General features: G+C 62.6%; 24 protein-coding genes and 1 tRNA gene. 8 read left to right on the top strand and 17 right to left on the bottom strand.

Annotated features, from left to right (window positions below; all coding sequences use genetic code 11):
- Positions 1–10 precede the first annotated feature (10 nt).
- The gene (locus tag PFLCHA0_RS25595) at positions 11–901 is read right to left on the bottom strand and encodes a helix-turn-helix domain-containing protein (RefSeq protein ID WP_015636982.1); all 891 of its coding nucleotides are present in this window, start codon (positions 899–901) and stop codon (positions 11–13) included.
- A 190-nt stretch (positions 902–1091) separates the two neighbouring features.
- Between PFLCHA0_RS25595 and pobA the strand changes: the two genes are divergently transcribed.
- Positions 1092–2279 (top strand): 4-hydroxybenzoate 3-monooxygenase, encoded by a 1188-nt coding sequence (gene pobA / locus PFLCHA0_RS25590; protein ID WP_011063415.1) that lies wholly within the window; start codon positions 1092–1094, stop codon positions 2277–2279.
- 189 nt (positions 2280–2468) lie between these two features.
- Positions 2469–4523 carry a TonB-dependent receptor domain-containing protein gene (locus tag PFLCHA0_RS25585; RefSeq protein WP_041752561.1) on the top strand — a complete coding sequence of 685 codons (2055 nt, stop codon included), beginning with the start codon at positions 2469–2471 and terminating at the stop codon, positions 4521–4523.
- A gap of 60 nt (positions 4524–4583) precedes the next feature.
- Here PFLCHA0_RS25585 and ychF read toward each other — a convergent pair whose 3' ends face one another.
- The 8 genes from ychF to PFLCHA0_RS25545 all read right to left on the bottom strand — a co-directional run bounded on the left by ychF (position 4584) and on the right by PFLCHA0_RS25545 (position 11498).
- Positions 4584–5684 carry a redox-regulated ATPase YchF gene (ychF, locus tag PFLCHA0_RS25580; protein WP_015636980.1) on the bottom strand — a complete coding sequence of 367 codons (1101 nt, stop codon included), beginning with the start codon at positions 5682–5684 and terminating at the stop codon, positions 4584–4586.
- 23 nt (positions 5685–5707) lie between these two features.
- Positions 5708–6292: an aminoacyl-tRNA hydrolase gene (gene pth, locus PFLCHA0_RS25575; protein ID WP_011063412.1), complete on the bottom strand. Its 585-nt coding sequence runs from the start codon at positions 6290–6292 to the stop codon at positions 5708–5710.
- 168 nt (positions 6293–6460) lie between these two features.
- Positions 6461–7060, bottom strand: a complete 600-nt coding sequence (locus PFLCHA0_RS25570; RefSeq protein ID WP_011063411.1) for a 50S ribosomal protein L25/general stress protein Ctc — start codon at positions 7058–7060, stop codon at positions 6461–6463.
- Positions 7061–7198: 138 nt separating this feature from the next.
- Positions 7199–8140 (bottom strand): ribose-phosphate pyrophosphokinase, encoded by a 942-nt coding sequence (locus tag PFLCHA0_RS25565; RefSeq protein WP_003171603.1) that lies wholly within the window; start codon positions 8138–8140, stop codon positions 7199–7201.
- Between the two features lie 47 nt (positions 8141–8187).
- A tRNA-Gln gene (locus tag PFLCHA0_RS25560) sits at positions 8188–8262 on the bottom strand.
- 36 nt (positions 8263–8298) lie between these two features.
- Positions 8299–9150 carry a 4-(cytidine 5'-diphospho)-2-C-methyl-D-erythritol kinase gene (ispE, locus tag PFLCHA0_RS25555; protein WP_015636978.1) on the bottom strand — a complete coding sequence of 284 codons (852 nt, stop codon included), beginning with the start codon at positions 9148–9150 and terminating at the stop codon, positions 8299–8301.
- Position 9151: 1 nt separating this feature from the next.
- A complete protein-coding gene (gene lolB, locus PFLCHA0_RS25550) occupies positions 9152–9769 on the bottom strand; it encodes a lipoprotein insertase outer membrane protein LolB (RefSeq protein WP_015636977.1) in 618 nt (205 codons plus the stop codon).
- 4 nt (positions 9770–9773) lie between these two features.
- Positions 9774–11498: a tetratricopeptide repeat protein gene (locus tag PFLCHA0_RS25545; protein ID WP_015636976.1), complete on the bottom strand. Its 1725-nt coding sequence runs from the start codon at positions 11496–11498 to the stop codon at positions 9774–9776.
- A 183-nt stretch (positions 11499–11681) separates the two neighbouring features.
- Between PFLCHA0_RS25545 and hemA the strand changes: the two genes are divergently transcribed.
- From hemA to PFLCHA0_RS25515, 6 genes are all read left to right on the top strand, one after another.
- Positions 11682–12956: a glutamyl-tRNA reductase gene (gene hemA / locus PFLCHA0_RS25540; protein ID WP_011063407.1), complete on the top strand. Its 1275-nt coding sequence runs from the start codon at positions 11682–11684 to the stop codon at positions 12954–12956.
- On the top strand, positions 12956–14038 hold the full coding sequence (gene prfA / locus PFLCHA0_RS25535) for a peptide chain release factor 1 (protein ID WP_011063406.1): 1083 nt from the start codon (positions 12956–12958) through the stop codon (positions 14036–14038). Before hemA ends, prfA begins: the two co-directional genes overlap by 1 nt.
- The gene (gene prmC / locus PFLCHA0_RS25530) at positions 14039–14869 is read left to right on the top strand and encodes a peptide chain release factor N(5)-glutamine methyltransferase (protein WP_015636975.1); all 831 of its coding nucleotides are present in this window, start codon (positions 14039–14041) and stop codon (positions 14867–14869) included.
- Positions 14863–15618 carry a molybdopterin-synthase adenylyltransferase MoeB gene (locus PFLCHA0_RS25525; RefSeq protein ID WP_015636974.1) on the top strand — a complete coding sequence of 252 codons (756 nt, stop codon included), beginning with the start codon at positions 14863–14865 and terminating at the stop codon, positions 15616–15618. Before prmC ends, PFLCHA0_RS25525 begins: the two co-directional genes overlap by 7 nt.
- Positions 15611–16402 carry a glutamate racemase gene (gene murI, locus PFLCHA0_RS25520; RefSeq protein WP_011063403.1) on the top strand — a complete coding sequence of 264 codons (792 nt, stop codon included), beginning with the start codon at positions 15611–15613 and terminating at the stop codon, positions 16400–16402. The genes PFLCHA0_RS25525 and murI overlap by 8 nt, the downstream gene beginning before the upstream one ends.
- 116 nt (positions 16403–16518) lie before the next feature.
- Entirely contained in the window at positions 16519–17037 is a 519-nt protein-coding gene (locus PFLCHA0_RS25515; protein ID WP_015636972.1) for an acyloxyacyl hydrolase, read from the top strand.
- 8 nt (positions 17038–17045) lie between these two features.
- On the opposite strand, the gene PFLCHA0_RS25510 is transcribed toward PFLCHA0_RS25515, so the two are convergent.
- From PFLCHA0_RS25510 to phrB, 8 genes are read right to left on the bottom strand one after another with little or no spacing between them, the layout of a single operon-like run.
- Complete coding sequence (locus tag PFLCHA0_RS25510) at positions 17046–17354, bottom strand: YkgJ family cysteine cluster protein (RefSeq protein WP_011063401.1); 309 nt, start codon at positions 17352–17354, stop codon at positions 17046–17048.
- 54 nt (positions 17355–17408) lie between these two features.
- On the bottom strand, positions 17409–17924 hold the full coding sequence (locus PFLCHA0_RS25505) for a DUF2878 domain-containing protein (RefSeq protein ID WP_015636971.1): 516 nt from the start codon (positions 17922–17924) through the stop codon (positions 17409–17411).
- Positions 17917–19188 (bottom strand): SAM-dependent methyltransferase, encoded by a 1272-nt coding sequence (locus PFLCHA0_RS25500; RefSeq protein ID WP_015636970.1) that lies wholly within the window; start codon positions 19186–19188, stop codon positions 17917–17919. Before PFLCHA0_RS25500 ends, PFLCHA0_RS25505 begins: the two co-directional genes overlap by 8 nt.
- Complete coding sequence (locus PFLCHA0_RS25495; protein ID WP_015636969.1) at positions 19175–19990, bottom strand: DUF1365 domain-containing protein; 816 nt, start codon at positions 19988–19990, stop codon at positions 19175–19177. Before PFLCHA0_RS25495 ends, PFLCHA0_RS25500 begins: the two co-directional genes overlap by 14 nt.
- Positions 19987–21234: an NAD(P)/FAD-dependent oxidoreductase gene (locus tag PFLCHA0_RS25490; RefSeq protein WP_015636968.1), complete on the bottom strand. Its 1248-nt coding sequence runs from the start codon at positions 21232–21234 to the stop codon at positions 19987–19989. The genes PFLCHA0_RS25495 and PFLCHA0_RS25490 overlap by 4 nt, the downstream gene beginning before the upstream one ends.
- Entirely contained in the window at positions 21231–22001 is a 771-nt protein-coding gene (locus tag PFLCHA0_RS25485) for an SDR family NAD(P)-dependent oxidoreductase (RefSeq protein WP_015636967.1), read from the bottom strand. The genes PFLCHA0_RS25490 and PFLCHA0_RS25485 overlap by 4 nt, the downstream gene beginning before the upstream one ends.
- Positions 21998–22423 carry a nuclear transport factor 2 family protein gene (locus tag PFLCHA0_RS25480; RefSeq protein WP_015636966.1) on the bottom strand — a complete coding sequence of 142 codons (426 nt, stop codon included), beginning with the start codon at positions 22421–22423 and terminating at the stop codon, positions 21998–22000. The genes PFLCHA0_RS25485 and PFLCHA0_RS25480 overlap by 4 nt, the downstream gene beginning before the upstream one ends.
- Entirely contained in the window at positions 22416–23861 is a 1446-nt protein-coding gene (gene phrB / locus PFLCHA0_RS25475) for a deoxyribodipyrimidine photo-lyase (protein WP_015636965.1), read from the bottom strand. The genes PFLCHA0_RS25480 and phrB overlap by 8 nt, the downstream gene beginning before the upstream one ends.
- Positions 23862–23863: the final 2 nt, after the last annotated feature.

Below are 23863 nucleotides of genomic sequence, written 5' to 3'. Positions count from 1 at the left end.
TGCCTGGGCTTCAGCCGCCCTGGCGGGTGTGCCCGGTGCCTTGGCGAAAGGCGTTGGGTGTCTGGCCGCCGAGGCGCTTGAAGAAGCGGGAAAAGTAGGTGGGGTCGCTGAAGCCCAGGTTGTCCGAGAGCTGGCTGATGCTGATGTTGGTGTAGATCAGGTTGCGCTTGGCCTCCAGCATCAGGCGCTGGTGGATGATCTGCAGCGCGGTCTGCCCGGCCAGTTCCCGGCACAGGGTATTGAGGTGCACGCTGGACAGGCCGATGCGATGGGCCAGGGCTTCCACCGTCGGGTGCTCCTGGTAATGCTGCTCCACCAGCTTGATGAAGTGCCCCAACAGTTGCTGGTTGCGCTCGCTGCGGTTGCTGGGCGTCACGTTCTGCTGGCGTCGGCGGCTGATCCACACCAGCAGTACGTTGACCAGCGAATGCAGCAGCAGGTCCCGCGCCGAGGCGCTGCCTTCGTATTCCTCCAGCAAGGTCTTGAACAGGCTGTTGAGGCGCTGCCGGTCACGGCCCACCGGGTAGCGCCCGGCCGCGGCCAGGACCGCCAGCGGCGCCCCCAGCTGGCTTTCCAGCTGGGCCACCAGCGGCGCACCCAGGGTCAGCACGTAGCCCTCGATATTCTCGGAAAACTGAAAGCCGTGGACCATCAGCGGCGGCACCACCTGGATGGTTGCTTCGCGCACGTCCTCGCGGCGCCCTTCGACTTCCACCAGGGCCTGTCCGCTTTGCACATAGAGCAGTTGATACAGGTCGGCGTGGCGGTGCGGCTTGATCTCCCAGTGGTGCAGGCTGCTGCGCTTGGGGATGGATTCACAGTGCAGCAGGTCCGGAGTCGGCCAGGCCTGGTTTTCGCCGTAGAGCTTGAATACGGGGATGCTGGAGCGACTGGCTTTCATCGGGCGCGGCCCTGGGGGTGAGGGATTGGAATGCTCGATAATCGAACGCTGTTTTCAAAAGTGCATTTTTACGGCGGTTAATCACCATTTTTTGCGATTTTTGTCGGCAAAAATGCAGGGGTACAACAATAACCATAAATTCCGGATTTCGCCTGCACGGTGACTGGAATGCCCTCATGAGACGACAACAATGAAAACTCAGGTTGCGATTATCGGCGCCGGACCTTCCGGCCTTCTGCTGGGCCAACTGCTGCACAAGGCCGGCATCGACACCGTGATTGTCGAGCGCCAGACCCCGGACTACGTGCTGGGCCGCATCCGTGCCGGTGTGCTGGAGCAGGGCACCGTGGACATGCTGCGCGAGGCCGGTGTGGCCCGCCGCATGGACGCTGAAGGCCTGGTCCATGAAGGGGTGGAGCTGCTGATGGGCGGCAAGCGCGTGCGCATCGACCTCAAGGCCCTGACCGGCGGCAAGACGGTGATGGTCTATGGCCAGACCGAAGTCACCCGCGACCTGATGGAGGCCCGCGCTGCCTGCGCAGCGCCGATCATCTATTCGGCGGACAAGGTGCAGCCCCATGACATGAAGGGCGCGCAGCCCTATATCACCTATGAAAAAGACGGCCAGCTGCAGCGCATCGACTGCGATTACATCGCCGGCTGCGACGGTTTTCATGGCGTGGCGCGCAAGAGCATCCCCGAAGACGTGCTGACCCACTACGAGCGCGAATACCCCTTCGGCTGGCTGGGGCTGCTGTCCGATACCCCACCGGTCAATCACGAACTGATCTATGGGCAGCATGAACGTGGTTTCGTGCTGTGCAGCCAGCGCTCCCTGACCCGCAGCCGCTACTACCTGCAAGTGCCGCTGAGCGACAAGGTCGAGGACTGGTCCGACGAGCGCTTCTGGAACGAGCTCAAGGCCCGTCTGCCAGAAGAGGTGGCGGCTGACCTGGTGACCGGGCCAGCGCTGGAGAAAAGCATCGCGCCGCTGCGCAGCTATGTGGTGGAGCCCATGCAGTACGGCAAGCTGTTCCTGGTGGGGGACGCGGCCCATATCGTTCCGCCTACCGGTGCCAAGGGCCTGAACCTGGCGGCCTCCGATGTGTGCTACCTGTACCGGATCCTGGTCAAGGTCTACCGCGAAGGGCGTACCGAGCTGCTGGAAAAGTATTCCGAACTGGCCTTGCGCCGGGTGTGGAAGGGCGAACGCTTCAGCTGGTTCATGACCAATCTGCTGCACGATTTCGGCGACCGGCAGGATGCCTGGGACCACAAGATGCAGCAGGCCGATCGCGAATATTTCCTCAACTCCCACGCTGGCCTGGTGAACATTGCCGAGAACTATGTGGGCCTGCCTTACGAAGAAATCTGCTGAGCCCACGACCCTGAAGCGACCCGCATGCAGTGGGCCGTTTCAGGGCGCTGCCTGCAACGGGCGGCAAGCCGTAATGTAACAGTGCGGAAACATTCCTATTTATAAATGATATTCATTAGCATTACACTCCGATCCCTCTCTCCCTTGATGCACCATCCGGGTGCATTGAATCGACAAGGATCGTTTGTAATGAAAGTCAGCTCCTGCCTGTTCAATTCGCTTCTGCTCAGCGCCGGTGTCGGCCTGCTGGCCCCGCTGGCGCAGGCCGGCGATGTGGTTGAAGAGGTCAAGCCTGCATCGTTGGAACTGGATACCGCCTTTGTCACGGCTACTGGCGGCGCCACGGATCTCAAGGATGCCCCGGCCAGTGTCAGCGTCATCACCCGCGAGGAAATCGAGCGCCAGCCGGTCTATGACCTCAATACCCTGCTGCGCCGGGTGCCGGGGGTGACCGGTGGTTTCGGCCCGGTGGGCGAGCAGTCGAAGATCAAGCTGCGGGGGCTGGACGACAAGTACACGCTGATCCTGGTGGATGGCAAGCGGGTCGGCAGTTCCGCGGACCTGAGTTATCGCCGCGACCTGGCGCGCCAGGACCTGAACTGGATCTCGCCGAACATGATCGAGCGCATCGAGATCGTCCGCGGGCCTATGTCGTCGCTGTATGGTTCGGACGCCATGGGCGGGGTGATCAATATCATCACCCGCAAGGTCTCGCGGACCTGGACCGGCTCGGCCAGCACCAATATCACCGTGCCCAAGGATTCCGACCGCGGCCAGACCACTCAGTACAGCGTGAATGCGGCAGGTCCGCTGACGGAGTCCCTGGGGCTGCGCCTGGGGGCCAACGTCACGCGTCGGGCTGCGGATGAGGTAGAGGCGCGGCGCGATGCCCAGGGCGATTTCATGTACGACGATGGCGCGGGCGGCTCCAAGGATCAGAGCGTGAATGCACTGCTGGACTGGCAGATCAACCAGGAGCAGAGCCTGTCCTTCGAGGCGGTGCATGGCGTTGAGCATTCCTGGGCATCAAAGAAGACCTTTGGTGACTGGAACGAGACCGTTGGTGGCGCCTTCGGCCCCAGCCGCCTGACCCGCGACAGCTACATTCTGTCCCATACCGGCGACTGGAGCTTTGGTACCTCGAAGCTCGATGCCTACCTGAACAAGTACCGCAACGACCTTGACCTGGGCAAAGCCAACTCGGAAGAGAAGATCGTCGAGGGCAGCCTGAATATTCCCTTCCAATTGCTGTTGGACCAGCGCCTGACGGTGGGCGGGCAATGGAAGCGTGAAGAGCTGACCAACACCGATACCCTGGGCACGGTACCCGTGGATTATCAGGGCGCGCCGGTCAGTGGCTCGACCTTGAAGGGCGATTACTCGGCGGCCTTTATCGAGGATGAACTGTTCCTGCTGGACAACCTGTCCCTGACCCTGGGCAACCGCTTCGACCACAGCGACAAGTACGGTAACCACAACAGCCCGCGGGCGTATGTGGTCTATCACCCGCACCCGGACTGGACCGTGCGTGGCGGTGTTTCCAAGGGTTTTCGTGCGCCAAGCCTGAAGGAGGGCAGTGCGGGGGCGGCTACCGAATCCGCAGGCCGGGGCTGTGGTTCGTTACGGCCGTTGGGCTATGTCACTGGTAGTTGCTGGATGGCGGGCAATCCGAACCTGACACCGGAAACCAGCACCAACAAGGAAATCGGCCTATCGTTCGACCACGATGGCTGGGAAGCGGGCCTGACCTACTTCCACACCGACTTCACCGACAAGATCGAATACGGCCCGTTGGGCCAGTACCAGGGCCGCTGGTGGACCATGCTGGAAAACGTCGACAAGGCCCGTACCCGTGGCTGGGAAGGCACCGCCCGGGTGCCGCTGGGCGACTCCGTGAACTGGCGCACCAACGCCACCTACATGCTGGAAAGCAAGAACCTGTCCACCGGTGAAGACCTGATCAGTTCACCCAAACTGTCGGCATTCAGTGCGCTGGACTGGCAGGTCACCGACCGTTTGAGCACCGAGCTTTCGGCTCAGCACGTCGGCAAGCAGCGGGGCATGGGCAATGATTTCGTGCAGTCCTACACCACCTACGACCTGACGGCGAACCTGGCGCTGACCAAGTGGCTGACCCTGAATGGCGGCGTGCAGAACCTGCTGGATAAAGACCTGCGGGACGGATCGACCAACTTCTATGTGCCCGGGCGGGCGTTCTTCGCGGGGGCGACCACTTACTTCTGAGGCCGCTGGATGTAGCGGGGGGAATCAGCCCCATTGCCAGGCAATGGGGCTGAAGGGGCATTACACGTTGAAGCGGAAGTGCATCACGTCGCCGTCCTTGACGATGTATTCCTTGCCTTCCAGACGCCATTTACCGGCTTCCTTGGCTCCGGCTTCACCCTTGAACTGGATGAAGTCGTTGTAGGCGATGACTTCGGCACGGATGAAGCCTTTCTCGAAGTCGGTGTGGATCACCGCGGCCGCTTGGGGCGCGGTAGCACCGACACGCACGGTCCAGGCGCGGACTTCCTTCACACCTGCGGTGAAGTAGGTCTGCAGGTTGAGCATTTCGTAGCCGGCGCGGATCACCCGGTTCAGGCCGGGCTCTTCCAGGCCCAGGGCCTCGAGGAACATGTCCTTTTCTTCGCCGTCTTCAAGTTCGGCGATTTCCGCTTCGATCTTGTTGCATACCGGCACCACCATGGCGCCTTCTTCTTCGGCGATGGCCTTGACCACGTCCAGCAGCGGGTTGTTCTCGAAGCCGTCTTCGGCAACGTTGGCGATGTACATCACCGGCTTGGTGGTCAGCAGGTGGAAGCCGCGGATGATCAGCTTCTCATCGGCGCTCATGTCCTTCATCAGGCTGCGGGCCGGCTTGCCTTCGGTGAAGTGGGCGATCAACTGCTCCAGCAGGGCTTTCTGGGCCACGGCATCCTTGTCACCGCCCTTGGCGTTGCGGGCGACTTTCTGCAACTGTTTTTCGCAGCTGTCGAGGTCGGCGAAGATCAGTTCCAGGTCGATGATCTCGATATCGCGCTTGGGGTCGACGCTGTTGGACACGTGGATCACGTTGTCGTCTTCGAAGCAGCGGACCACATGGGCGATGGCGTCGGTTTCGCGGATGTTGGCCAGGAACTTGTTGCCCAGGCCTTCACCTTTCGAAGCACCGGCCACCAGGCCGGCGATGTCGACGAACTCCATGGTGGTGGGCAGCACGCGCTCGGGCACGACGATGGCGGCCAGGGCGTCCAGGCGCGGGTCGGGCATCGGCACGATACCGCTGTTGGGCTCGATGGTGCAGAAGGGGAAGTTCTCGGCCGCGATCCCGGATTTGGTCAGGGCGTTGAACAGGGTGGACTTGCCGACGTTAGGCAGGCCGACGATGCCGCAATTGAATCCCATGGTGTATTCCCCGAGGAGTAGAGTCAGGCCTTCTGGCTGTGCAGGTTTTTCATCGCGCGGTTCCATTCACCGGCGAAGATATCCGGCAGCACGCCGAGGGCAAAATCGATGCTGGCATCGAGTTTTTCCTGTTCGGCGCGTGGCGCACGACCCAGGACAAAGTTTGAAACCATACTGGCAACGCCCGGATGGCCGATGCCGAGCCGCAGGCGGTGAAAGGTATTCTGATTACCGAGCTGCGCGATGATGTCCCGCAGTCCGTTGTGCCCGCCATGGCCGCCGCCGGTCTTGAGCTTGGCGACGCCTGGCGGCAAGTCGAGTTCGTCGTGGGCCACCAGGATCTCTTCCGGCTTGATGCGGAAGAAGCCGGCAAGCGCCGCCACGGCCTGGCCGCTGCGGTTCATGTAGGTGGTGGGAATCAACAGACGAATGTCCTGACCCTGGTGACTGAAGCGCCCGGTCAGGCCGAAATATTTGCGATCGGCGACAAGGTTGATCCCTTGTTTTTCGGCGATGCGCTCAACAAAAAGGGCCCCTGCGTTATGCCGGGTCTGTTCGTATTCGGTGCCTGGATTACCCAGGCCAACGATCAGTTTGATGGCAGTCACGATGGGGGCCCTTCTTTGGAGTGGTGGATGACATCGCCGCAACCGGTGCTACGGCGAAAGTGGACGACAAAAGCTGGGTTGCCTTGCGGCAAACTTCGCGTTCTCGCCCGCTTTCTCGCTACGTTCCAGTCCGCGATGTACTCCGCTTAACTCCCGCGTCAGAGTGAATTACTCTGCAGCGCCTTCTGCAGCTTCTGGAGCAACACGTGGAGCGTGAACGTTGGCTACTGCCAGGTCGTTGCCGTGTGCCAGGGCCACGAATTCAACGCCTTTAGGGGCCTTGATGTCGGACAGGTGAACAATGGTGCCGATTTCAGCGTCAGCCAGGTCGACTTCGATGAATTCAGGCAGGTCTTTGGGCAGGCAGGAAACTTCGATTTCCGCGATTACGTGCGAGATCTCGCCGCCTTTCTTGACCGGAGCAGCTTCGTTGATGAAGTGCACTGGAACGATGGCGGTCAGTTTCTGACCAGCAACCACGCGAACGAAGTCAGCGTGCATCACGTGGCCTTTGGCCGGGTGACGTTGCAGGGCCTTGATCACGACGTTCTGCTTGGTGCCACCAACGTTCAGTTCGATGATATGGCTGTAGGCAGCTTCGTTTTCCAGCAGCTTGGCAACTTCTTTGGCCAGCATGCTGATGGATTCAGGGGCTTTGTCGCCACCGTAAACTACAGCTGGAACCAGGCTTGCGAGACGACGCAGGCGGCGGCTCGCACCTTTCCCCAGGTCGGAACGCACTTCAGCATTCAGAGTAAAATCGTTCATGTTGTATCTCCAAAATAACCACACTCGCCCCAGCGTTTGCGACCAGCGCTAAAGGCGATATGGGCAAAAAAGCCCCGTCCCAACACAGGTTGGGACGGGGCGCTTTTCGTCATCGGGATGTTCTGCCAGGGACGGGCCCTAGCGGAACATCGCGCTGATCGATTCTTCGTTGCTGATACGGCGAACCGCCTCGGCAACTACCGGTGCGATATCCAGTTGACGGATACGCGCACAGGCTTGTGCTGCAGCGGACAGCGGGATGGTGTTGGTCACCACCAGCTCGTCCAGCACGGAATTTTCAATGTTCTCGATGGCCCGACCCGACAGCACAGGGTGTGTGCAGTAGGCAAAGACCTTGGCTGCGCCATGCTCTTTCAGGGCCTTGGCCGCGTGGCACAGGGTGCCGGCGGTATCGACCATGTCATCGACCAGAATGCAGGTGCGTCCTTCGACGTCGCCGATGATATGCATCACTTCGGAGTGATTGGCTTTCTCACGACGCTTGTCGATGATCCCGAGATCAACACCCAGGGACTTGGCCACGGCACGTGCACGCACGACGCCGCCAATGTCCGGGGACACGATCATCAGGTTTTCGAAACGCTGATCTTCGATGTCATCCACCAGAACCGGGGAGCCGTAGATGTTATCTACCGGAATATCGAAGAAGCCCTGAATCTGGTCAGCATGCAGATCAACCGTGAGAACACGGTCGATGCCGACTACGGTGAGCATGTCAGCGACGACTTTCGCGCTGATAGCCACACGTGCGGAACGCGGACGGCGATCCTGACGGGCATAACCAAAATAAGGAATAACAGCAGTGATACGAGTAGCTGAGGAACGGCGGAAGGCGTCGGCCATCACCACGAGTTCCATCAGGTTATCGTTGGTCGGAGCGCAAGTCGGCTGAATAATGAAGACGTCTTTACCGCGGACATTTTCATTGATCTCGGCAGTAATTTCGCCGTCGGAAAATTTTCCAACAGAGATGTCACCGAGAGGGATATGCAGCTGACGTACGACACGCCGAGCCAGATCGGGGTTAGCGTTCCCCGTAAAGACCATCATCTTGGACACGCGCAGTACCTGAAGGCTGAGGGTATACCTGGATGAGTATAGGAAAATGGCAGGGGCGGCTGGATTCGAACCAACGCATGGCAGGATCAAAACCTGCTGCCTTACCGCTTGGCGACGCCCCTGTATCTGTTGCTTCGAATGCCTGGCACTCGGTTCCTTTAGAGCAGACTTTGCAGCTTGCGATGCAACATCGAAACGTTGCTTCCTTTGGCTACAAACCCTGTAAGGGTCTCTGTAAGAAGGGCCGAGACTTTATCAGCTTCAGCTTTGCTTGGGAAGCCCCCAAACACACAACTTCCAGTTCCAGTCAGTTTTGCTTCGGCAAATTTACCTAGCAAATTCAATGCGTTACGTACTTCTGGATAACGCCTTGCGACTACCGAAAGGCAGTCGTTTCTGCTGTTTCCCTTGGGAACGGGGCGCACTTTAATGGGCGCGGTGTTCCGTGTCAACAAAGGATCTGAAAAAATTTCTGCTGTACTAACAGACACTTGCGGGACCAGTACCAGATACCAGGGTTCTTCGGGATATTCAGGGGTCAGTTTTTCCCCCACACCTTCGGCGAAGGCAGCATGCCCGCGGACGAAAACCGGAACATCGGCGCCCAGGGTCAGCCCCAGTGCGGCCAGTCGGTCTTCGTCCCAGCCCAGTTGCCACAAGTGATTGAGGCCCAGCAGGGTGGTGGCGGCATTCGAACTGCCGCCGCCGATGCCGCCGCCCATGGGCAGGATCTTGTCGATCCAGATGTCGATGCCCTGGGTGCAGCCCGATTGTTCCTGGAGTTTCTTCGCCGCCTTGACGATCAGGTTGCTGTCGTGTGGCACGCCTTCGAACGCGGTGTGCAGGCGAATCACGCCGTCATCGCGCAGGGCGAAAGTGATTTCATCGCCGTAGTCGAGAAACTGGAACAGGGTCTGCAGCTCGTGATAGCCATCTTCACGGCGACCGAGGATGTGCAGCATCAGATTGAGTTTGGCCGGGGAGGGCAGGGTCAGTTTTTCCACGGACATTTCATTGCCCCAGCTTGCGCGGCAGCCATTCCTTGATCACCAGGGTGACGTCAAGGTCGCTGCCGTGCAGTTTGATCCGCTCGGGCAGCCAATAGCCGTTCTGCTGCGAGTAGCTGCTGTATTCCACCTGCCAGCCATCTTGCTCCAGGCTCGCCAGATGGCTGTCGCCGTCCAGGGTCAGGCGGCTTTTGCTGTCGGGCGCGGGCAGGCCGCGAACCCACCAGGCCAGGTGCGAGACCGGCAGCTTCCAGCCCAGCTGTTCTTCCAGCAGGGTTTCCGGGCTTGCGGATTCATAGCGACCCTGGTTGGCCACTTCCAGGCTGACCTGGCCGGGACGACCGGTGAGTCGTGCGGCGCCACGGCCCAGCGGGCCTGACAGGCGGATGTCGTAGTAGTCCTGGCGTTGCAGCCAGAACAGAGTGCCGCTGCCGGAATCCTTGGGGGCACGAATGCCGATCTTGCCGTTGATCTGCCAGCCGTCGAGGCCGGTCAGTTGATCCTTGTGCAAGCGCCATTGCGTAGGGTTGCCCTGGCCCTGGACGGACTCTCGGGCACCGAAGCCGGCGCAGCCGGCCAGCAGGGCGATAAAGCTGAAAACAATAAAGTGGCGCAAAAACATGGTCTTAAAGAGTCTCTGATCCGGTCAGGCGTTTGATGGTGCCGCGTAGTACGGGGCTGTCGGGCTGATCCTTGAGGAACTTGCTCCAGATCTGCTTGGCCTCGCGCTGCTTGCCGTTGTTCCACAGCACTTCACCCAGGTGCGCCGCCACTTCCTGATCGGGGAAGCGCTCCAGGGCCTGGCGCAGCAGGCGTTCGGCTTCGTCCAGGTTGCCCAGGCGGAAATTCACCCAGCCCAGGCTGTCGAGGACGGCCGGGTCTTCCGGAGTCAACTGGTGGGCTTGCTCGATCAGGGTCTTGGCTTCGGCATAGCGTGTAGTGCGGTCAGACAAGGTGTAGCCCAGGGCGTTCAATGCCATGGCGTTGTCCGGTTCGCGCTGGATGATCAGGCGCAGATCCTTTTCCATCTGCGCAAGGTCATTGCGTTTTTCCGCCTGCATGGCGCGGGTGTACAGCAGGTTCAGGTCGTCGGGGTATTGCTGCAGGGCCTGTTGGACGACTTTCCAGGCGCGCTCGCCCTGGTTGTTCGCTGACAGGGTCTCGACTTCGATCAGGTACAGCTGGATGGCGTAGTCGGGTTGGGCGTCGCGGGCCGCCACCAGGCGTTTTTGCGCCTCGTCGGTGCGGCCGTTGTTCATCAGGATATCGGCCTGGCGCAACTGTGCGGGCAGGTAGTCATTGCCCGGGCCGACCTGGCCGTATTCGATCAAGGCCCCTTGCGGGTCGTTGAGTTCTTCGGCGATCCGGCCCAGGTTCAGGTGCGCGGAGTCTTCGTGGCTTTCACGGGCAATCAGGTCTTCCAGGTAGCCCTTGGCTTCTTCCCAGGCCTTGGCCTCCAGGCAGACGAGTGCCAGGGAATAGCGCAGTTCGTCATCTTCCGGATATTGCTGGACCAGACTGGAGAACTGGGTCTTGGCATCCTCCATGCGGTCCTGCTCCACCAGCATGCGGGCGTAGGTCAGGCGCAGGCGCTTGTCGTCCGGGTACTTGCGGATGCTTTTTTCCAGCAGCGGCAGGGCTTCTTTACCCCGGTTCAGGCTTTGCAGCAGGCGGGCGCGCAGCAGCAATGGCGCAACTTCACCGTCTTCCGGTGGGTTCTGTTCCAGCAGGGCCAGGGCTTCCTTGGCGTCGCCGTCCTGTTGCATGAGCAAGGCCTTGCCGAAAATCAACTGGCTGTTGTGCGGGTGTTTCTGCAGCAGGCGGTCGAAGCTTTTCATCAGGCCGTTGCGCGTGTCCTGGTCGGTATCGGCTGCGGACAGGGCAAGAAAGTCGAAGTGGGTATCGCCCTTGCCTTGTAGGACCTTCTCCATATAGACCATCGAGTCGTCATAGCGCCCGGCCCGGGCCAGCTGGATCGCGGCGGCTCGCTGCGCTTCCAGGTCGTCGGGGGCGTTTTTCGCCCAGATCAGCGACGTGTCCAGGGCAGCCTGGTCGGCGCCCAGGTATTCGGCGATGCGAAAGGCCCGCTCGGAGATGCCCGGATCCTGGGTGTTGATGGCCTGGGTTACGTAGTTGTCCAGGGCAATGTCGAAACGATTGCGCTGGCCCGCGAGTTCAGCGCTCAGCAGGCTGAAGACGGTGTCTTCGCTGAACGAGGAGTAGACCTTGGGCTTTTCAGGGGCGGAGGTGCTGTCTTCCACCGGCGACGTAGCGTCCGGTGAAACGGGTGCCAGAGATTGGCAACCGCTGAGGAAGACAAAGGCGAGGAGCAACGCGGAAGATCTATTCATATAGGAAGAGGGCGACTAACCTGCGGTCGGATCATCATGACACAAGCCTTCGGCCAAACATAACCGAGACTCAACGGGATGCCAGAACAGAGGCAGTCTATTAGGACAATAGTCGGCGGTAGTTGTTCTGAGTCGGGCGAAGTAGGACAATTGCCGGCTTCTCGACATCATCAGCGACCTTGAATGGCCTTCCTTGCACTCGGTATTAACCACAAGACTGCTTCTGTAGACGTCCGCGAGCGCGTGGCCTTTACCCCTGAGCAGTTGGTTGAGGCCTTGCAGCAGCTCTGCCGACTCACCGACAGCCGCGAAGCTGCGATCCTCTCCACCTGCAATCGCAGTGAGCTCTATATAGAACAGGATCATCTTTCTGCGGATGTGGTGCTGCGCTGGCTGGCGGAATATCACCATTTGAGCCTAGACGAGCTGCGCGCCAGTGCCTACGTGCATGAGGACGATGCGGCAGTTCGTCACATGATGCGGGTGGCGTCGGGGCTGGATTCGCTGGTACTGGGCGAGCCACAGATTCTCGGGCAGATGAAGTCCGCCTACGCCGTGGCCCGCGAGGCCGGCACCGTCGGGCCGCTGCTGGGCCGGCTGTTCCAGGCCACATTCAGCGCCGCCAAGCAGGTGCGCACCGACACCGCCATCGGTGAGAACCCGGTGTCCGTGGCCTTCGCCGCGGTGAGCCTGGCGAAACAGATTTTCAGCGACCTGCAACGCAGCCAGGCACTGCTGATCGGCGCCGGGGAGACCATCACCCTGGTGGCCCGGCACCTGCACGACCTGGGAGTCAAGCGTATCGTGGTGGCCAACCGTACCCTGGAGCGCGCCAGCCTCCTGGCGGAGCAATTCGGTGCCCATGCCGTGCTGCTTTCGGATATTCCCCAGGAACTGGTGCACAGCGACATCGTCATCAGTTCCACCGCCAGCCAGTTGCCGATCCTCGGCAAGGGCGCAGTGGAAAGTGCCTTGAAGCTGCGCAAGCACAAGCCGATTTTCATGGTGGACATCGCCGTTCCTCGGGATATCGAGCCAGAAGTCGGCGAGTTGGACGACGTTTACCTCTATACCGTCGACGACTTGCACGAAGTGGTGGCAGAAAACCTCAAGAGCCGCCAGGGCGCGGCCCAGGCCGCCGAGGAATTGGTGAACATCGGCGCCGAGGATTTCATGGTGCGCCTGCGGGAACTGGCGGCGGTGGATGTGCTCAAGGCCTATCGTCAGCAGAGCGAACGCCTGCGCGATGAAGAACTGCAGAAAGCCCTGCGCATGCTGGCCAACGGCAGCGGCGCCGAGGACGTGCTGGCCCAGTTGGCCCGCGGCCTGACCAATAAACTGTTGCACGCGCCGAGCGTGCAGTTGAAAAAGCTCTCCGCCGAAGGCCGCCTCGATGCGCTGGCCATGGCCCAAGAACTCTTTGCCCTCGGTGAGGGCTCATCGGATAAAACCCCGTAATGAAAGCGTCACTGCTCAGTAAGCTGGACATTCTCCAGGACCGTTTCGAGGAACTGACCGCCTTGCTCGGCGATGCTGAGGTCATTTCCGATCAGGCCAAGTTCCGCGCCTATTCCAAGGAATACGCGGAAGTCGAGCCGATCGTGGCTACTTATAAACAGGTGCTCAAGGTCCAGGCGGACCTTGAAGGCGCCCAGGCGCTGCTCAAGGACAACGACCCGGACCTGCGGGAAATGGCCGCCGAGGAAGTGCGCGAGGCCAAGGAACAACTGGCCGAACTGGAAAGCAGCCTGCAGCGCATGCTGCTGCCCAAGGACCCCAACGACGGTCGCAACGTGTTTCTGGAAATCCGCGCCGGTACTGGCGGCGACGAGGCGGCGATCTTCTCCGGCGACCTGTTCCGCATGTATTCCCGTTACGCCGAGCGGCGTGGCTGGCGGCTGGAGATCCTCTCGGAAAACGAGGGTGAGCACGGCGGCTATAAGGAAGTCATTGCCCGGGTCGAAGGCGAGAGCGTCTACGGCAAGCTCAAGTTCGAATCCGGCGCGCACCGCGTGCAGCGAGTGCCGGCCACCGAATCCCAGGGCCGCATCCACACTTCGGCCTGCACCGTGGCAGTACTGCCCGAGCCGGATGAACAGGAGGCCATCGAGATCAACCCGGCGGACCTGCGCATCGACACCTATCGCTCCTCGGGTGCCGGTGGCCAGCACGTGAACAAGACCGACTCGGCGATCCGCATCACCCATATCCCTTCGGGGATCGTGGTGGAGTGCCAGGAAGAGCGTTCCCAGCATAAGAACCGGGCGCGGGCCATGTCCTGGCTGTCGGCCAAGCTCAACGACCAGCAGACCAGCGCCGCGGCCAATGCCATTGCCAGCGAGCGCAAGTTGCTGGTGGGCTCGGGGGACCGTTCCGAGCGCATCCGCACTTACAACTTCCCCCAGGGCCGGGTCACCGATCACCGCATCAACCTGACCCTGTATTCCCTGGACGAAATCCTCGCCGGGGGCGTGGAAGCCGTCATCGAGCCGTTGCTGGCTGAATATCAGGCCGATCAACTTGCGGCATTGGGTGAGTAAATGACCATCATCGCCAGCCTGCTGCGCGCAGCCCAACTGCCCGACTCGCCGACCCCGCGCCTGGATGCCGAGCTGCTCCTGGCCGCGGCCCTGGGCAAGCCCCGCAGCTTTCTCCACACCTGGCCGGAGCGCATCGTGCCCAGCGAGGCGGCCCTGGTGTTCACCGACTACCTGCAGCGACGCCGCTCCGGCGAGCCGGTGGCCTATATCCTTGGCCAGCAGGGCTTCTGGAAGCTCGACCTGGAGGTGGCGCCCCACACCCTGATCCCGCGCCCCGACACCGAACTACTGGTGGAAGCGGCGCTGGAACTGTTGCCCGCGACCCCAGCCACGGTCCTTGACCTGGGCACCGGCAGTGGTGCCATCGCCCTGGCCCTGGCCAGCGAGCGCCCGGCCTGGCAGGTCACGGCCGTGGACCGGGTACTGGAAGCCGTGGCCCTGGCCGAACGCAACCGCCAGCGCCTGCAACTGGACAACGTCAGCGTGCTCAGCAGCCACTGGTTCAGCTCCATTGAGTCCCGGCGCTTTGATCTGATCATCAGCAACCCGCCCTACATTGCCGAAGCTGACCCCCATCTGGTGGCCGGCGACGTGCGTTTCGAGCCGGAAAGCGCCCTGGTGGCGGGCAAGGATGGTCTGGACGACCTGCGGCTGATCGTCGCCCAGGCTCCGCAGCACCTGGAGGCCGGTGGCTGGCTGATGCTGGAGCACGGTTACGATCAGGCCGCGGCGGTCCGCGAGTTGCTGGCTGCCCAGGGTTTCATCGAAGTCCACAGCCGGGTCGACCTCGGTGGGCATGAGCGCATTAGCCTCGGGTGCCGGCCGTGCTGACCGACCAGGAGCTGTTGCGCTATAGCCGACAGATTCTGTTGCAGCATGTCGATATCGACGGCCAGCTGCGCCTCAAGGAAAGCCGCGTGCTGATCGTCGGCCTCGGCGGTCTCGGTGCTCCCGCAGCCTTGTACCTGGCGGCGGCGGGGGTTGGTGAGCTGCACCTGGCCGACTTCGACAGCGTGGACCTGACCAACCTGCAACGGCAGATCATCCACGACAGCCACAGCGTCGGGGTCAGCAAGGTGGACTCGGCCATCAGTCGCCTGTCTGCCCTCAACCCGGAGGTCCGCCTGGTGCCCCATCGCCAGGCGCTGGATGTCGATACCCTGGCCGCTGCCGTAGCGGCGGTGGACCTGGTGCTCGATTGCTCCGACAACTTCAGTACCCGCGAGGCGGTGAACGCCGCTTGCGTGGCGGCCGGCAAGCCCCTGGTCAGCGGTGCGGCGATCCGCCTGGAAGGGCAATTGTCGGTCTTCGACCCGCGGCGCCCGGAAAGCCCTTGCTACCACTGTCTATACGGGCATGGCAGCGAAGCCGAACTGACCTGCAGCGAAGCCGGGGTGCTCGGCCCGCTGGTGGGCACCGTGGGCAGCCTGCAGGCCCTGGAAGCCCTGAAACTGCTGGCCGGGTTTGGCGAGCCGCTGGTGGGCCGGTTGTTGTTGATCGATGCCCTGGGCACGCGCTTTCGCGAGTTGCGGGTCAAGCGCGATCCGGGGTGCAGCGTCTGTGGTACCCATCGTGAGTGAAGCGCCGATCGGGGTGTTCGACTCCGGCGTCGGCGGCCTCTCGGTGCTGGCGGAAATACAACAGTTGCTGCCCCACGAGTCGCTGCTGTATTTCGGCGACTGCGGGCATATTCCCTATGGCGAAAAGACCCCGGAGTTCATTCGCCAGCGTTGCAGCCTGATGGCCCGGTTCTTTCGTGAACAGGGCGCCAAGGCCCTGGTACTGGCCTGCAACACTGCTACCGTGGCCGGGGTGGCCGACCTGCGCCGCGATTATCCGGACTGGCCCATCGTTGGCATGGAGCCTGCGGTCAAGCCGGCGGCGGCCGCGACCCGCAGCGGCGTGGTCGGGGTGCTGGCCACCACCGGCACCTTGCAGAGTGCCAAGTTCGCCGCCTTGCTCGACCGTTTCGCCACTGATGTGAAGGTCGTCACGCAGCCCTGCCCGGGGCTGGTGGAGATGATCGAGAATGGCGACTTGCACAGTGCCGCTCTGCGCCAACTGTTGCACGGCTACCTCGAGCCTCTGCTGGCTGCCGGCTGCGACACCATTATCCTGGGCTGCACCCATTATCCGTTTCTAAAGCCGCTGCTGGCGCAGATGCTGCCCGGGCCCATCAGCCTGATCGATACCGGCGCCGCGGTTGCCCGGCAATTGCAGCGGCTGCTCGACGAAGGCGATCTGCGCGCCCAGGGGCCAGCCCGGGAAACCTGTTTCTGGACCAGTGGCGATGTCCCGCACTTTGCCCGGGTGCTGCCTCTGTTGTGGAAAGAGTCTGCTGAAGTCCTGCCTTTGCAGTTGTGAAAAAATCGTGAAAAATCCCTTCGCTGGCGCTGAACTTCTGAATGCGCGCTGGCTTCTATAGCCTATCCACAGGGTTGTACAACACCATATAAAACCGTTCGAAAAGGATGTTCCTGATGAAGCGACTGTTGTGTTTGGCTGCACTTGCGGCCGGGTTGTTGGGGCACAGTTTTTCCGCGCAGGCGGCCGGAGTCGAGTTCTCCGTGGGGCAAACCGGCGATTCGACCCAGGCCTATCGGCTGGGTATGCAATGGGATTGGGACAAGAGCTGGCTGCAAAGTGACGTCGGCCGTCTCACGGGTTACTGGAGCGGCGCCTACACCTATTGGGATGGCGACAAGACCTCCAGCAACCACAGCCTGTCGTTCTCCCCGGTGCTGGTCTACGAATTCGCCGGGGCCAGCGTCAAGCCCTACATCGAGGCCGGCATCGGGGTAGCGGCCTTTGCCCATACCCAGGTCGAGGACAACAAGCTGGGGTCATCCTTCCAGTTCGAAGACCGCATCGGTTTCGGCCTGCGCTTCGCCGGTGGCCATGAAGTCGGTATCCGCGCCACGCACTACTCCAACGCCGGCATCAAGACCCCCAACGACGGTATCGAAAGCTACGCGCTGCATTACACGATGCCGCTCTAAGGCCGCTATCAGCGATACGCCGTGGCAATTCCCCGGCGTTCGCTCAAGCAATCGGCCTCGCCCAGCTCGAACTCGCGACAGATCAGCGGCCGCAGCTCATAGATGCTGCAACGCATGCTGTCGCGGTCCAGCGCCGCGCACCAGCCGTCATCCAGGCGGCGCATGACTTCCCCTCCCCAATCGTCGGTATCGATAAAGCGCTCGGGCACCCCGGTGTCGGTGATCAGCATGACCTCCAGCTGGCAGCAACAGGCGGCGCAGGTGGAGCAACTGACGGCGGGTTCGGCGGCGATGGAGGTAACGGGGATGGTGGTCATAGGCGCGCAGTGTAAGGCAGTGAGCCCCTGCTGTGGGAAAGCCCGGACGGACGCTCAGTCCGGGATGGCTGCCTGCGGTTCTTCCGCAGTGGGGCGTGCGAGCACGTGCAGCAGCGGCAGCAGCATGCTCCACAGCAGTCCCAGCCCCAGCAGGGTTGGCCACAGGCCATAGGCAAAGCTCACTCCGGCCAGGCGGCCCCCGGCGTAATAGGACAGCGGTCCGCACAGTGCGCCAACCAGGCAGGTCAGCCACCAGGGCCGGGCGGTCCACGCCAGGCAGTGGCGCAAAGTGGTTCCCAGCAAGGCCCAGAGCACGATCAGCCACAGGGGAATCAGCAGGCTCACTTGCTGGAACTGGAACACCCCCAGCCAGTGCAGGAAGCTGTCCAGGGTAATGCCGGTCAGGGCGACCCCGAAAATCATCCGGCCTTCCGCGGCCCAGCTGCCGATCCAGCGAAAATGCGCCAGCAGGATCGCCACCCCCAGCAGCAGCCAGGCGCTGTCGCCGGACAGCACACAGATGAACCAGCCCAGCTGGAACAGCAGGGCGTTGGCCAGTTGTTTACGCATCGAAACGTCCCAGCAGGGGTTGCGGCACCGCCGAGGGTTTGGCCAGGAGCATTTGCGCGGTGCCGATGCTGCGCTCCAGGAAACCGCCTTCGCAGTAGCACAGGTAGAACTCCCACAGGCGCAGGAAGTACGTGTCATAGCCCAGCTCGCTCAGGCGGCCGTGGGCGCGGCGGAAGTTCTCGTGCCACAGGCGCAGGGTGCGGGCGTAGTGCAGGCCGAAATCCTCCATGTGCAGCAGGTTCATGTCGGTGTCGCGGCTGACCACTTCGAGCATCTTCTGCACGCTGGGCAGGGCGCCGCCGGGGAAGATGTAGCGCTGGATGAAGTCCACGCCGTTCTTCGCCTGTTCATAGCGCTGGTCACGGATGGTGATGGCTTGCAGCAGCATCAGGCCGTTGCTTTTGAGCAACTTCGCGCACTGCTGGAAGTAGGTGGGCAGGAAGCGGTGGCCCACGGCTTCGATCATTTCGATGGACACCAGCTTGTCGTAATGCCCGTCCAGGTCGCGATAGTCCTCCAGCAACAGGGTCACCCGGTCCTGCAGGCCGGCAGCGTCGATGCGCTGGCGGGTATAAGCGAACTGTTCCTTGGACAAGGTGGTGGTGGTCACGCGGCACCCGTAGTTCTGCGCCGCATACAGCGCCATGCTGCCCCAGCCGGTGCCGATTTCCAGCAGGTGATCCTCGGGCTTGAGGGCGAGTTTCTGGCAGATGCGTTCCAGTTTGTTCAACTGGGCCTGCTCCAGGCTGTCGTCCTCGCTGCGAAATTGCGCGGCCGAATACATCATCGTGGGGTCGAGAAACTGCTCGAACAGTTCATTGCCGAGGTCGTAGTGGGCGGCGATGTTTTTCTGCGAGCCCTTGCGCGTGTTGCGATTGAGCCAGTGCAGGCCGCGTACCAACGGCCGGCCGAGTCGCGCCAGGCCGCCTTCCATGGCATCCAGCACGTCCAGGTTGCTGACGAAGATGCGGATCACCGCCGTCAGGTCCGGGGTGCTCCAGTAGCCGTGGATGAACGCTTCGCCGGCACCGATCGAGCCGCTGCTGGCCACCAGCCCCCAGGCGCTGCTGTCGTGGATATGGATCTCACCCACCAAGGCCGCCGTGCGGTCGCCGAAGACCAGGCGCTCGGCGTTTTCGATGACCAGCAGTTGGCCGTGCTTGAGGTGCGCCAGTTGCCGCAGCACACCGCGACGCAACAGGTTGGCGGTAAGGCTGTGGGTGCTGAACAGGGTATTTCTGGCCGATACGCTAGAGGATTTCATGGCGGCGATCCTTGGGTTGTACAGCGGCTGTGCGATAGGCGCCGTCGGCGGCCTCATGGGGAAAGAAGGTGATGCCCTTGGCGGTCAGGCGCAGGGCCTGCCAGTAGATGGCCAGGCAGGTCTTGGCGGTCATCCATGGAAAACTGCGCAGGTACTGGTGCAGGCTGCGGCGATCCAGGGTCTGGCGCTGCAGGCTGAGGGTGGCGTCGAATACCTTCAGATCACCCTGCCAGTCGGCCATGTGCACGCCCAGGCGATCGGCCGGCGGGCTGAAGCTCATGCGGTATTCCAGGTCACGGGGTAAAAACGGCGAGACGTGGAAGGCCTTGGCCACGGCAAAGTGCTGGTGCTCGGCAGCGCCGGCACTGTCCGGGCGGGCCGGCAGCACGTAGTGATAGCGCTCGCGCCACGGGGTATTGGTGACTTCACAGAGAATCGCCGCCAGTTGCCCGTCGGCCTCGAAGCAGTAGAAGAAACTCACCGGATTGAACGCCAGGCCCCAGCTGCGCACCTGGGTCAACAGGCGCACCGCGCCGCCCGGCACACGGCCGATGGCTGCGGCCACTTGCTGGCGTACCGCGTCGATCAGGCGCATGCCCTGGCCGGTGAAGTCCTTCAGGTAATCGCTTTCGCGGAAGGCGAAGGGGGCGAAACGGCTGCGGCCCGCCAGGGGCGAGAGTCCCAGCACCGATTCCTGCTCGTCCAGGTCCAGGTACAAGAGGCCGATCCGATAGCGGAAGGCATGGTCCTTGGGGGCGAAGCGCCGGTGGCTGATCCAGCCGCTGTACAGGGCACTGTTCACAGTTGTTCACCAAAGGCCTGGGCCACGCGCAACGCACTGACCACGCCGTCTTCGTGAAAGCCGTTGGCCCAGTAGGCGCCGCAGTAGAAGCTGTGCTGGGCGCCTTGCAGCTCGCTCCAGCGGGCCTGGGCCGCCACCGCTTCGAGGCTGTACTGGGGGTGGGCGTAAGTGAAGCGGGCAAGGATTTGCGTCGGGTCGATGACCGCGGTCTGGTTGAGGCTGACGCAGAAGGTGGTGTCGCTCTTCAGACCTTGCAGGATGTTCATGTCGTAGGTCACGGCGGCGGCTTTGTCGCCGCTGGCGTCCAGGCGGTAGTTCCAGCTGGCCCAGGTCAGGCGCCGGCGGGGCAGCAGCCGGGTATCGGTGTGCAGTACCACGTCGTTGTCGGCGTAGGGCAGGGCCTGGAGAATCTCCCGCTCGGCCCGGCTGGGGCTAGCCAGCAGTTGCAGGGCCTCGTCGCTGTGACAGGCGAACACCACCTTGTCGAAGCGTTCGCTGCCGGCGGCGCTGTGGATCAGCACGCCGGTTTCGTCGCGCTCGACCCGTTGCACCGGGCAGTCGAGGCGGATGTGCTGGCGGAAAGAGGCGGTTAGCGGTTCGATATAGCGGCTTGAGCCGCCTTCGATCACGCACCACTGGGGACGATTGTTCACCGACAGCAAGCCGTGGTTCTTGAAGAAACGCACAAAGAACTGCAAGGGGAAACCGAGCATCTGCACCCGTGACATCGACCAGATCGCCGACCCCATGGGCACGATGTAGTGCTGGATGAAACGCTCGCCATAGCCCTGGTTTTTCAGGTAGTCGCCAAGGGTGGTGTCGGCGGCGATCCGCTGCTGCTGCAGATCGAGCAAGGCGGCTTTGTTGAAGCGCAGAATGTCCCGCAGCATGCCCCAGAACCCGGGCGACAGCAGGTTGCGCCGCTGGGCGAACAGGCTGTTGAGGTTGTTGCCGTTGTACTCCAGGCCCGAGGCCGGATCGCACACCGAGAAGCTCATCTCGGTGGGTTTGAACTTGACCCCGATCTGGCCCAGCAGGCGGATGAAGTTGGGGTAGGTCCAGTCGTTGAAGACGATGAACCCGGTGTCCACGGATTGGGTTTCGCCGTTGTGGCTGACTTCCACGGTATGGGTGTGACCGCCGATCCAGCTGCCGGCCTCGAAGACCCGGATGTCATGGCGACGGTTGAGAACGTAGGCGCAGGTCAGGCCGGCGATGCCGCTACCGATAATGGCGATTTTCACGATGCACTCCCCGTGCGGGCCAGGCGTTTGCCGATGGCCAGTTGCAAGCGGCCGGGCAGCCAGGACAGCAGCTTGAGGCCGAAGATGAACGGGGCGGGGAAAGCGATCTCCAGATCCCGGTGTGACAGACGCTTGTGGATATGTCGGGCGGCCTTGGCGGCGGGCCAGCTCATGGGCATGGCAAAGTCGTTGCGCGCGGTCAGCGGGGTATCGACGAAGCCCGGGCTGACCACGGTGACGTCGATGCCCTCGGCGGCCAGGTCGATGCGCAAGGATTGCAGCAGGTAACGCAGGGCGGCCTTGGAGGCGCCGTAGGCGCCGGCCCGGGGCAGCGGCAGATAGGTCACGGAACTGGCCACGCCCACCAGATGGGGCTGATTGCCGGCCCGCAACAAGGGCAGTGCGGCTTCGATGCAATAGCCGGCGGACAGCAGGTTGCTGTTGAGCACACGCTGGATCAGCGCCGCCTCGAATTGCTGCACGTCGATGTATTCACAAGTGCCGGCATTGAGAATCGCCGTGTCCAGGGCGCCCCAGGCCTGGGCGATGCGCTTGCCGATCTCGCGCACTTGCAGGGCGTCGGTGAGATCGCCGGGCACCACCAGCACCCGACCCGGATACCGCTGGGCCAGGGCCTCCAGGGGCTCGCGTGAACGGGCGCTGACGGCCACCTGGGCGCCGGCCTTGAGCAGCTCTTCGGCCAGCGCCGCACCGATGCCGCTGCTGGCACCGGTGAGCCAGATCCGCCGTGGCATTGCCGGGTTCATCCGAGCCTCCTTTTCAACCAGGCGATCACCGTGCCGAGTACCGGCAGGTGTTCATAGAGCAGCGCGCCGGCGTCGAAATAGTCGCGATGCCGGTAGACCTTGTCGTCACGCCAATGCAGGTGCGAGCAGCCGGCGACCCGGACCAGCTGGCCAGCGCGCAGGCGCGGGTGGCGGTAGCTCATGGTCCAGCGCAGGTAGCCCTGGCCTTCGCCGCAGGTATCGATGCCGTGGAAGTCGAAGCGCAGTTCGCTGACATTGGCGTACAGCTCGGCGAAGTAGTGCCGTAGGCGCGGCAAGCCATTGACCTCGTGCAGCGGGTCGGTGAACTGGATGTCCTCGCTGTAGAGCTGATCCAGGCGCTGCAGGTTGTGCTTGTCGAGGCTGGCGAAGTCCCGGGCGAAGCGCTGGAGGAAGTCAGTCATGGGTCCCCCCCGCGTCCGGCCGCGCAGGCAGGGCCTTGAAGGCGGCCAGGGCGCGATCCCGGGACATGGCCAGGTCGACCATGGGCGCCGGGTAGTCGGCGACTGCGAACAGGCCGCCCATGGCCCCCGGGTTGTGGATATCCTTTTTGTTCAACCCCGCCAGTTGCGGCAGCCAGTGCTTGATGAAGCGCCCTTCGGCATCGAAACGTTCCGACTGGCTCACGGGGTTGAAAATGCGGAAGTACGGCGCGGCGTCGGTGCCGGTGGAGGAACTCCATTGCCAGCCGCCATTGTTCGCCGCCAGGTCGCCGTCGATCAGGTGGCGCATGAAGAAGCGCTCGCCTTCACGCCAGTCGATCAGCAGGTTCTTGGTCAGGAACATCGCCACCACCATTCGCAGGCGGTTGTGCATCCAGCCGGTCTCCAGCAGTTGGCGCATGGCGGCGTCGATGATCGGCAGGCCGGTGCGCCCTTCTTGCCAGGCCGTCAGGTCTTCGGGGGCGTCGCGCCAGGCCACCGCCTCGGTTTCCGGGCGGAAGGCGCGGTGCCGGGAAACCCGTGGGTAACCCACCAGGATGTGTTTGTAGAACTCGCGCCACAGCAGTTCGTTGATCCAGGTGACGGCGCCGGGATTGCCGCTTTCGAACTCTCCCTGGTTGCAGCGCAAGGCGGCGTGCAGGCATTGCCGCGGCGAGATCACTCCGGCGGCGAGGTAGGGCGAAAGCTGGCTGGTGCCGGGCTTGGCCGGGAAGTCGCGTTCGCTCTGGTAGTAGTGGATCTGCTCGTCGGTGAACTGTTCCAGGCGGCCCAGGGCCTGATCTTCGCCGGCCGGCCAGAGGTCGCGCAGTGATTGGCTGGGGGATGGGAAGCTGTCGATATGACGGGGCACGGGATCGGCCTGGATCGACAGCGGCAATTGCGCCTTGGGACTGGCGACCAGGGCCGGCAGTGCGCTGTGCAGGCGGCTGTAGCAGACCTTGCGGAACTGGCTGAAGACCTGGAAGTAGCCGCCGCTCTTGGTCAGCACGCTACCGGGCTGGAACAGCAGTTGATCGAGGTGGGCCTGGACACTGATGTCGGCCTCTTCCAGAACCCGGGTCACTGCGGCGTCGCGACGGCTTTCGTGGATCCCGTATTCCTGGTTGAAATGCAGCATGCGTACCTGCAGTTGTCGGCACAGTTCCAGCAGGACCTGGGGGGCCTGGTCCCAGGTGGCGGCGCTGCGGATCAGCAGGGGGATGTTTAGCCGGCCCAGGGACTTGCTCAACGACTGCAGATTGCGCAGCCAGAAGTCAACCTTGCACGGCGCATCGTCGTGGGCCTGCCACTGCTCCGGGCTCAGCAGGTACACCGCTACGGTCGGGCCACGCTGGGTGGCGGCGCAGAGGGCGGTGTTGTCATGTAGGCGCAGGTCGCTGCGCAGCCAGATCAATTGCATGC

It is taken from the genome of Pseudomonas protegens CHA0, from assembly GCF_000397205.1.
Taxonomy (GTDB): Bacteria; Pseudomonadota; Gammaproteobacteria; order Pseudomonadales; family Pseudomonadaceae; genus Aquipseudomonas; species Aquipseudomonas protegens.
This window is presented reverse-complemented; position numbering and strand designations above follow the sequence as displayed.

What these genes read in the sequence shown, in the direction of transcription:
- prmC (WP_015636975.1), top strand. Translation starts at nt 14,039, where the DNA reads ATGACCATCATCGCCAGCCTGCTGCGCGCAGCCCAACTGCCCGACTCG.
- pobA (WP_011063415.1), top strand. Translation starts at nt 1,092, where the DNA reads ATGAAAACTCAGGTTGCGATTATCGGCGCCGGACCTTCCGGCCTTCTG.
- ispE (WP_015636978.1), bottom strand. Translation starts at nt 9,150, where the DNA reads ATGTCCGTGGAAAAACTGACCCTGCCCTCCCCGGCCAAACTCAATCTG.
- PFLCHA0_RS25570 (WP_011063411.1), bottom strand. Translation starts at nt 7,060, where the DNA reads ATGAACGATTTTACTCTGAATGCTGAAGTGCGTTCCGACCTGGGGAAA.
- PFLCHA0_RS25595 (WP_015636982.1), bottom strand. Translation starts at nt 901, where the DNA reads ATGAAAGCCAGTCGCTCCAGCATCCCCGTATTCAAGCTCTACGGCGAA.
- PFLCHA0_RS25485 (WP_015636967.1), bottom strand. Translation starts at nt 22,001, where the DNA reads ATGAACCCGGCAATGCCACGGCGGATCTGGCTCACCGGTGCCAGCAGC.
- phrB (WP_015636965.1), bottom strand. Translation starts at nt 23,861, where the DNA reads ATGCAATTGATCTGGCTGCGCAGCGACCTGCGCCTACATGACAACACC.
- hemA (WP_011063407.1), top strand. Translation starts at nt 11,682, where the DNA reads ATGGCCTTCCTTGCACTCGGTATTAACCACAAGACTGCTTCTGTAGAC.
- PFLCHA0_RS25500 (WP_015636970.1), bottom strand. Translation starts at nt 19,188, where the DNA reads ATGAAATCCTCTAGCGTATCGGCCAGAAATACCCTGTTCAGCACCCAC.
- PFLCHA0_RS25505 (WP_015636971.1), bottom strand. Translation starts at nt 17,924, where the DNA reads ATGCGTAAACAACTGGCCAACGCCCTGCTGTTCCAGCTGGGCTGGTTC.
- lolB (WP_015636977.1), bottom strand. Translation starts at nt 9,769, where the DNA reads ATGTTTTTGCGCCACTTTATTGTTTTCAGCTTTATCGCCCTGCTGGCC.
- PFLCHA0_RS25480 (WP_015636966.1), bottom strand. Translation starts at nt 22,423, where the DNA reads ATGACTGACTTCCTCCAGCGCTTCGCCCGGGACTTCGCCAGCCTCGAC.
- PFLCHA0_RS25510 (WP_011063401.1), bottom strand. Translation starts at nt 17,354, where the DNA reads ATGACCACCATCCCCGTTACCTCCATCGCCGCCGAACCCGCCGTCAGT.
- ychF (WP_015636980.1), bottom strand. Translation starts at nt 5,684, where the DNA reads ATGGGATTCAATTGCGGCATCGTCGGCCTGCCTAACGTCGGCAAGTCC.
- prfA (WP_011063406.1), top strand. Translation starts at nt 12,956, where the DNA reads ATGAAAGCGTCACTGCTCAGTAAGCTGGACATTCTCCAGGACCGTTTC.
- PFLCHA0_RS25515 (WP_015636972.1), top strand. Translation starts at nt 16,519, where the DNA reads ATGAAGCGACTGTTGTGTTTGGCTGCACTTGCGGCCGGGTTGTTGGGG.
- PFLCHA0_RS25545 (WP_015636976.1), bottom strand. Translation starts at nt 11,498, where the DNA reads ATGAATAGATCTTCCGCGTTGCTCCTCGCCTTTGTCTTCCTCAGCGGT.
- PFLCHA0_RS25585 (WP_041752561.1), top strand. Translation starts at nt 2,469, where the DNA reads ATGAAAGTCAGCTCCTGCCTGTTCAATTCGCTTCTGCTCAGCGCCGGT.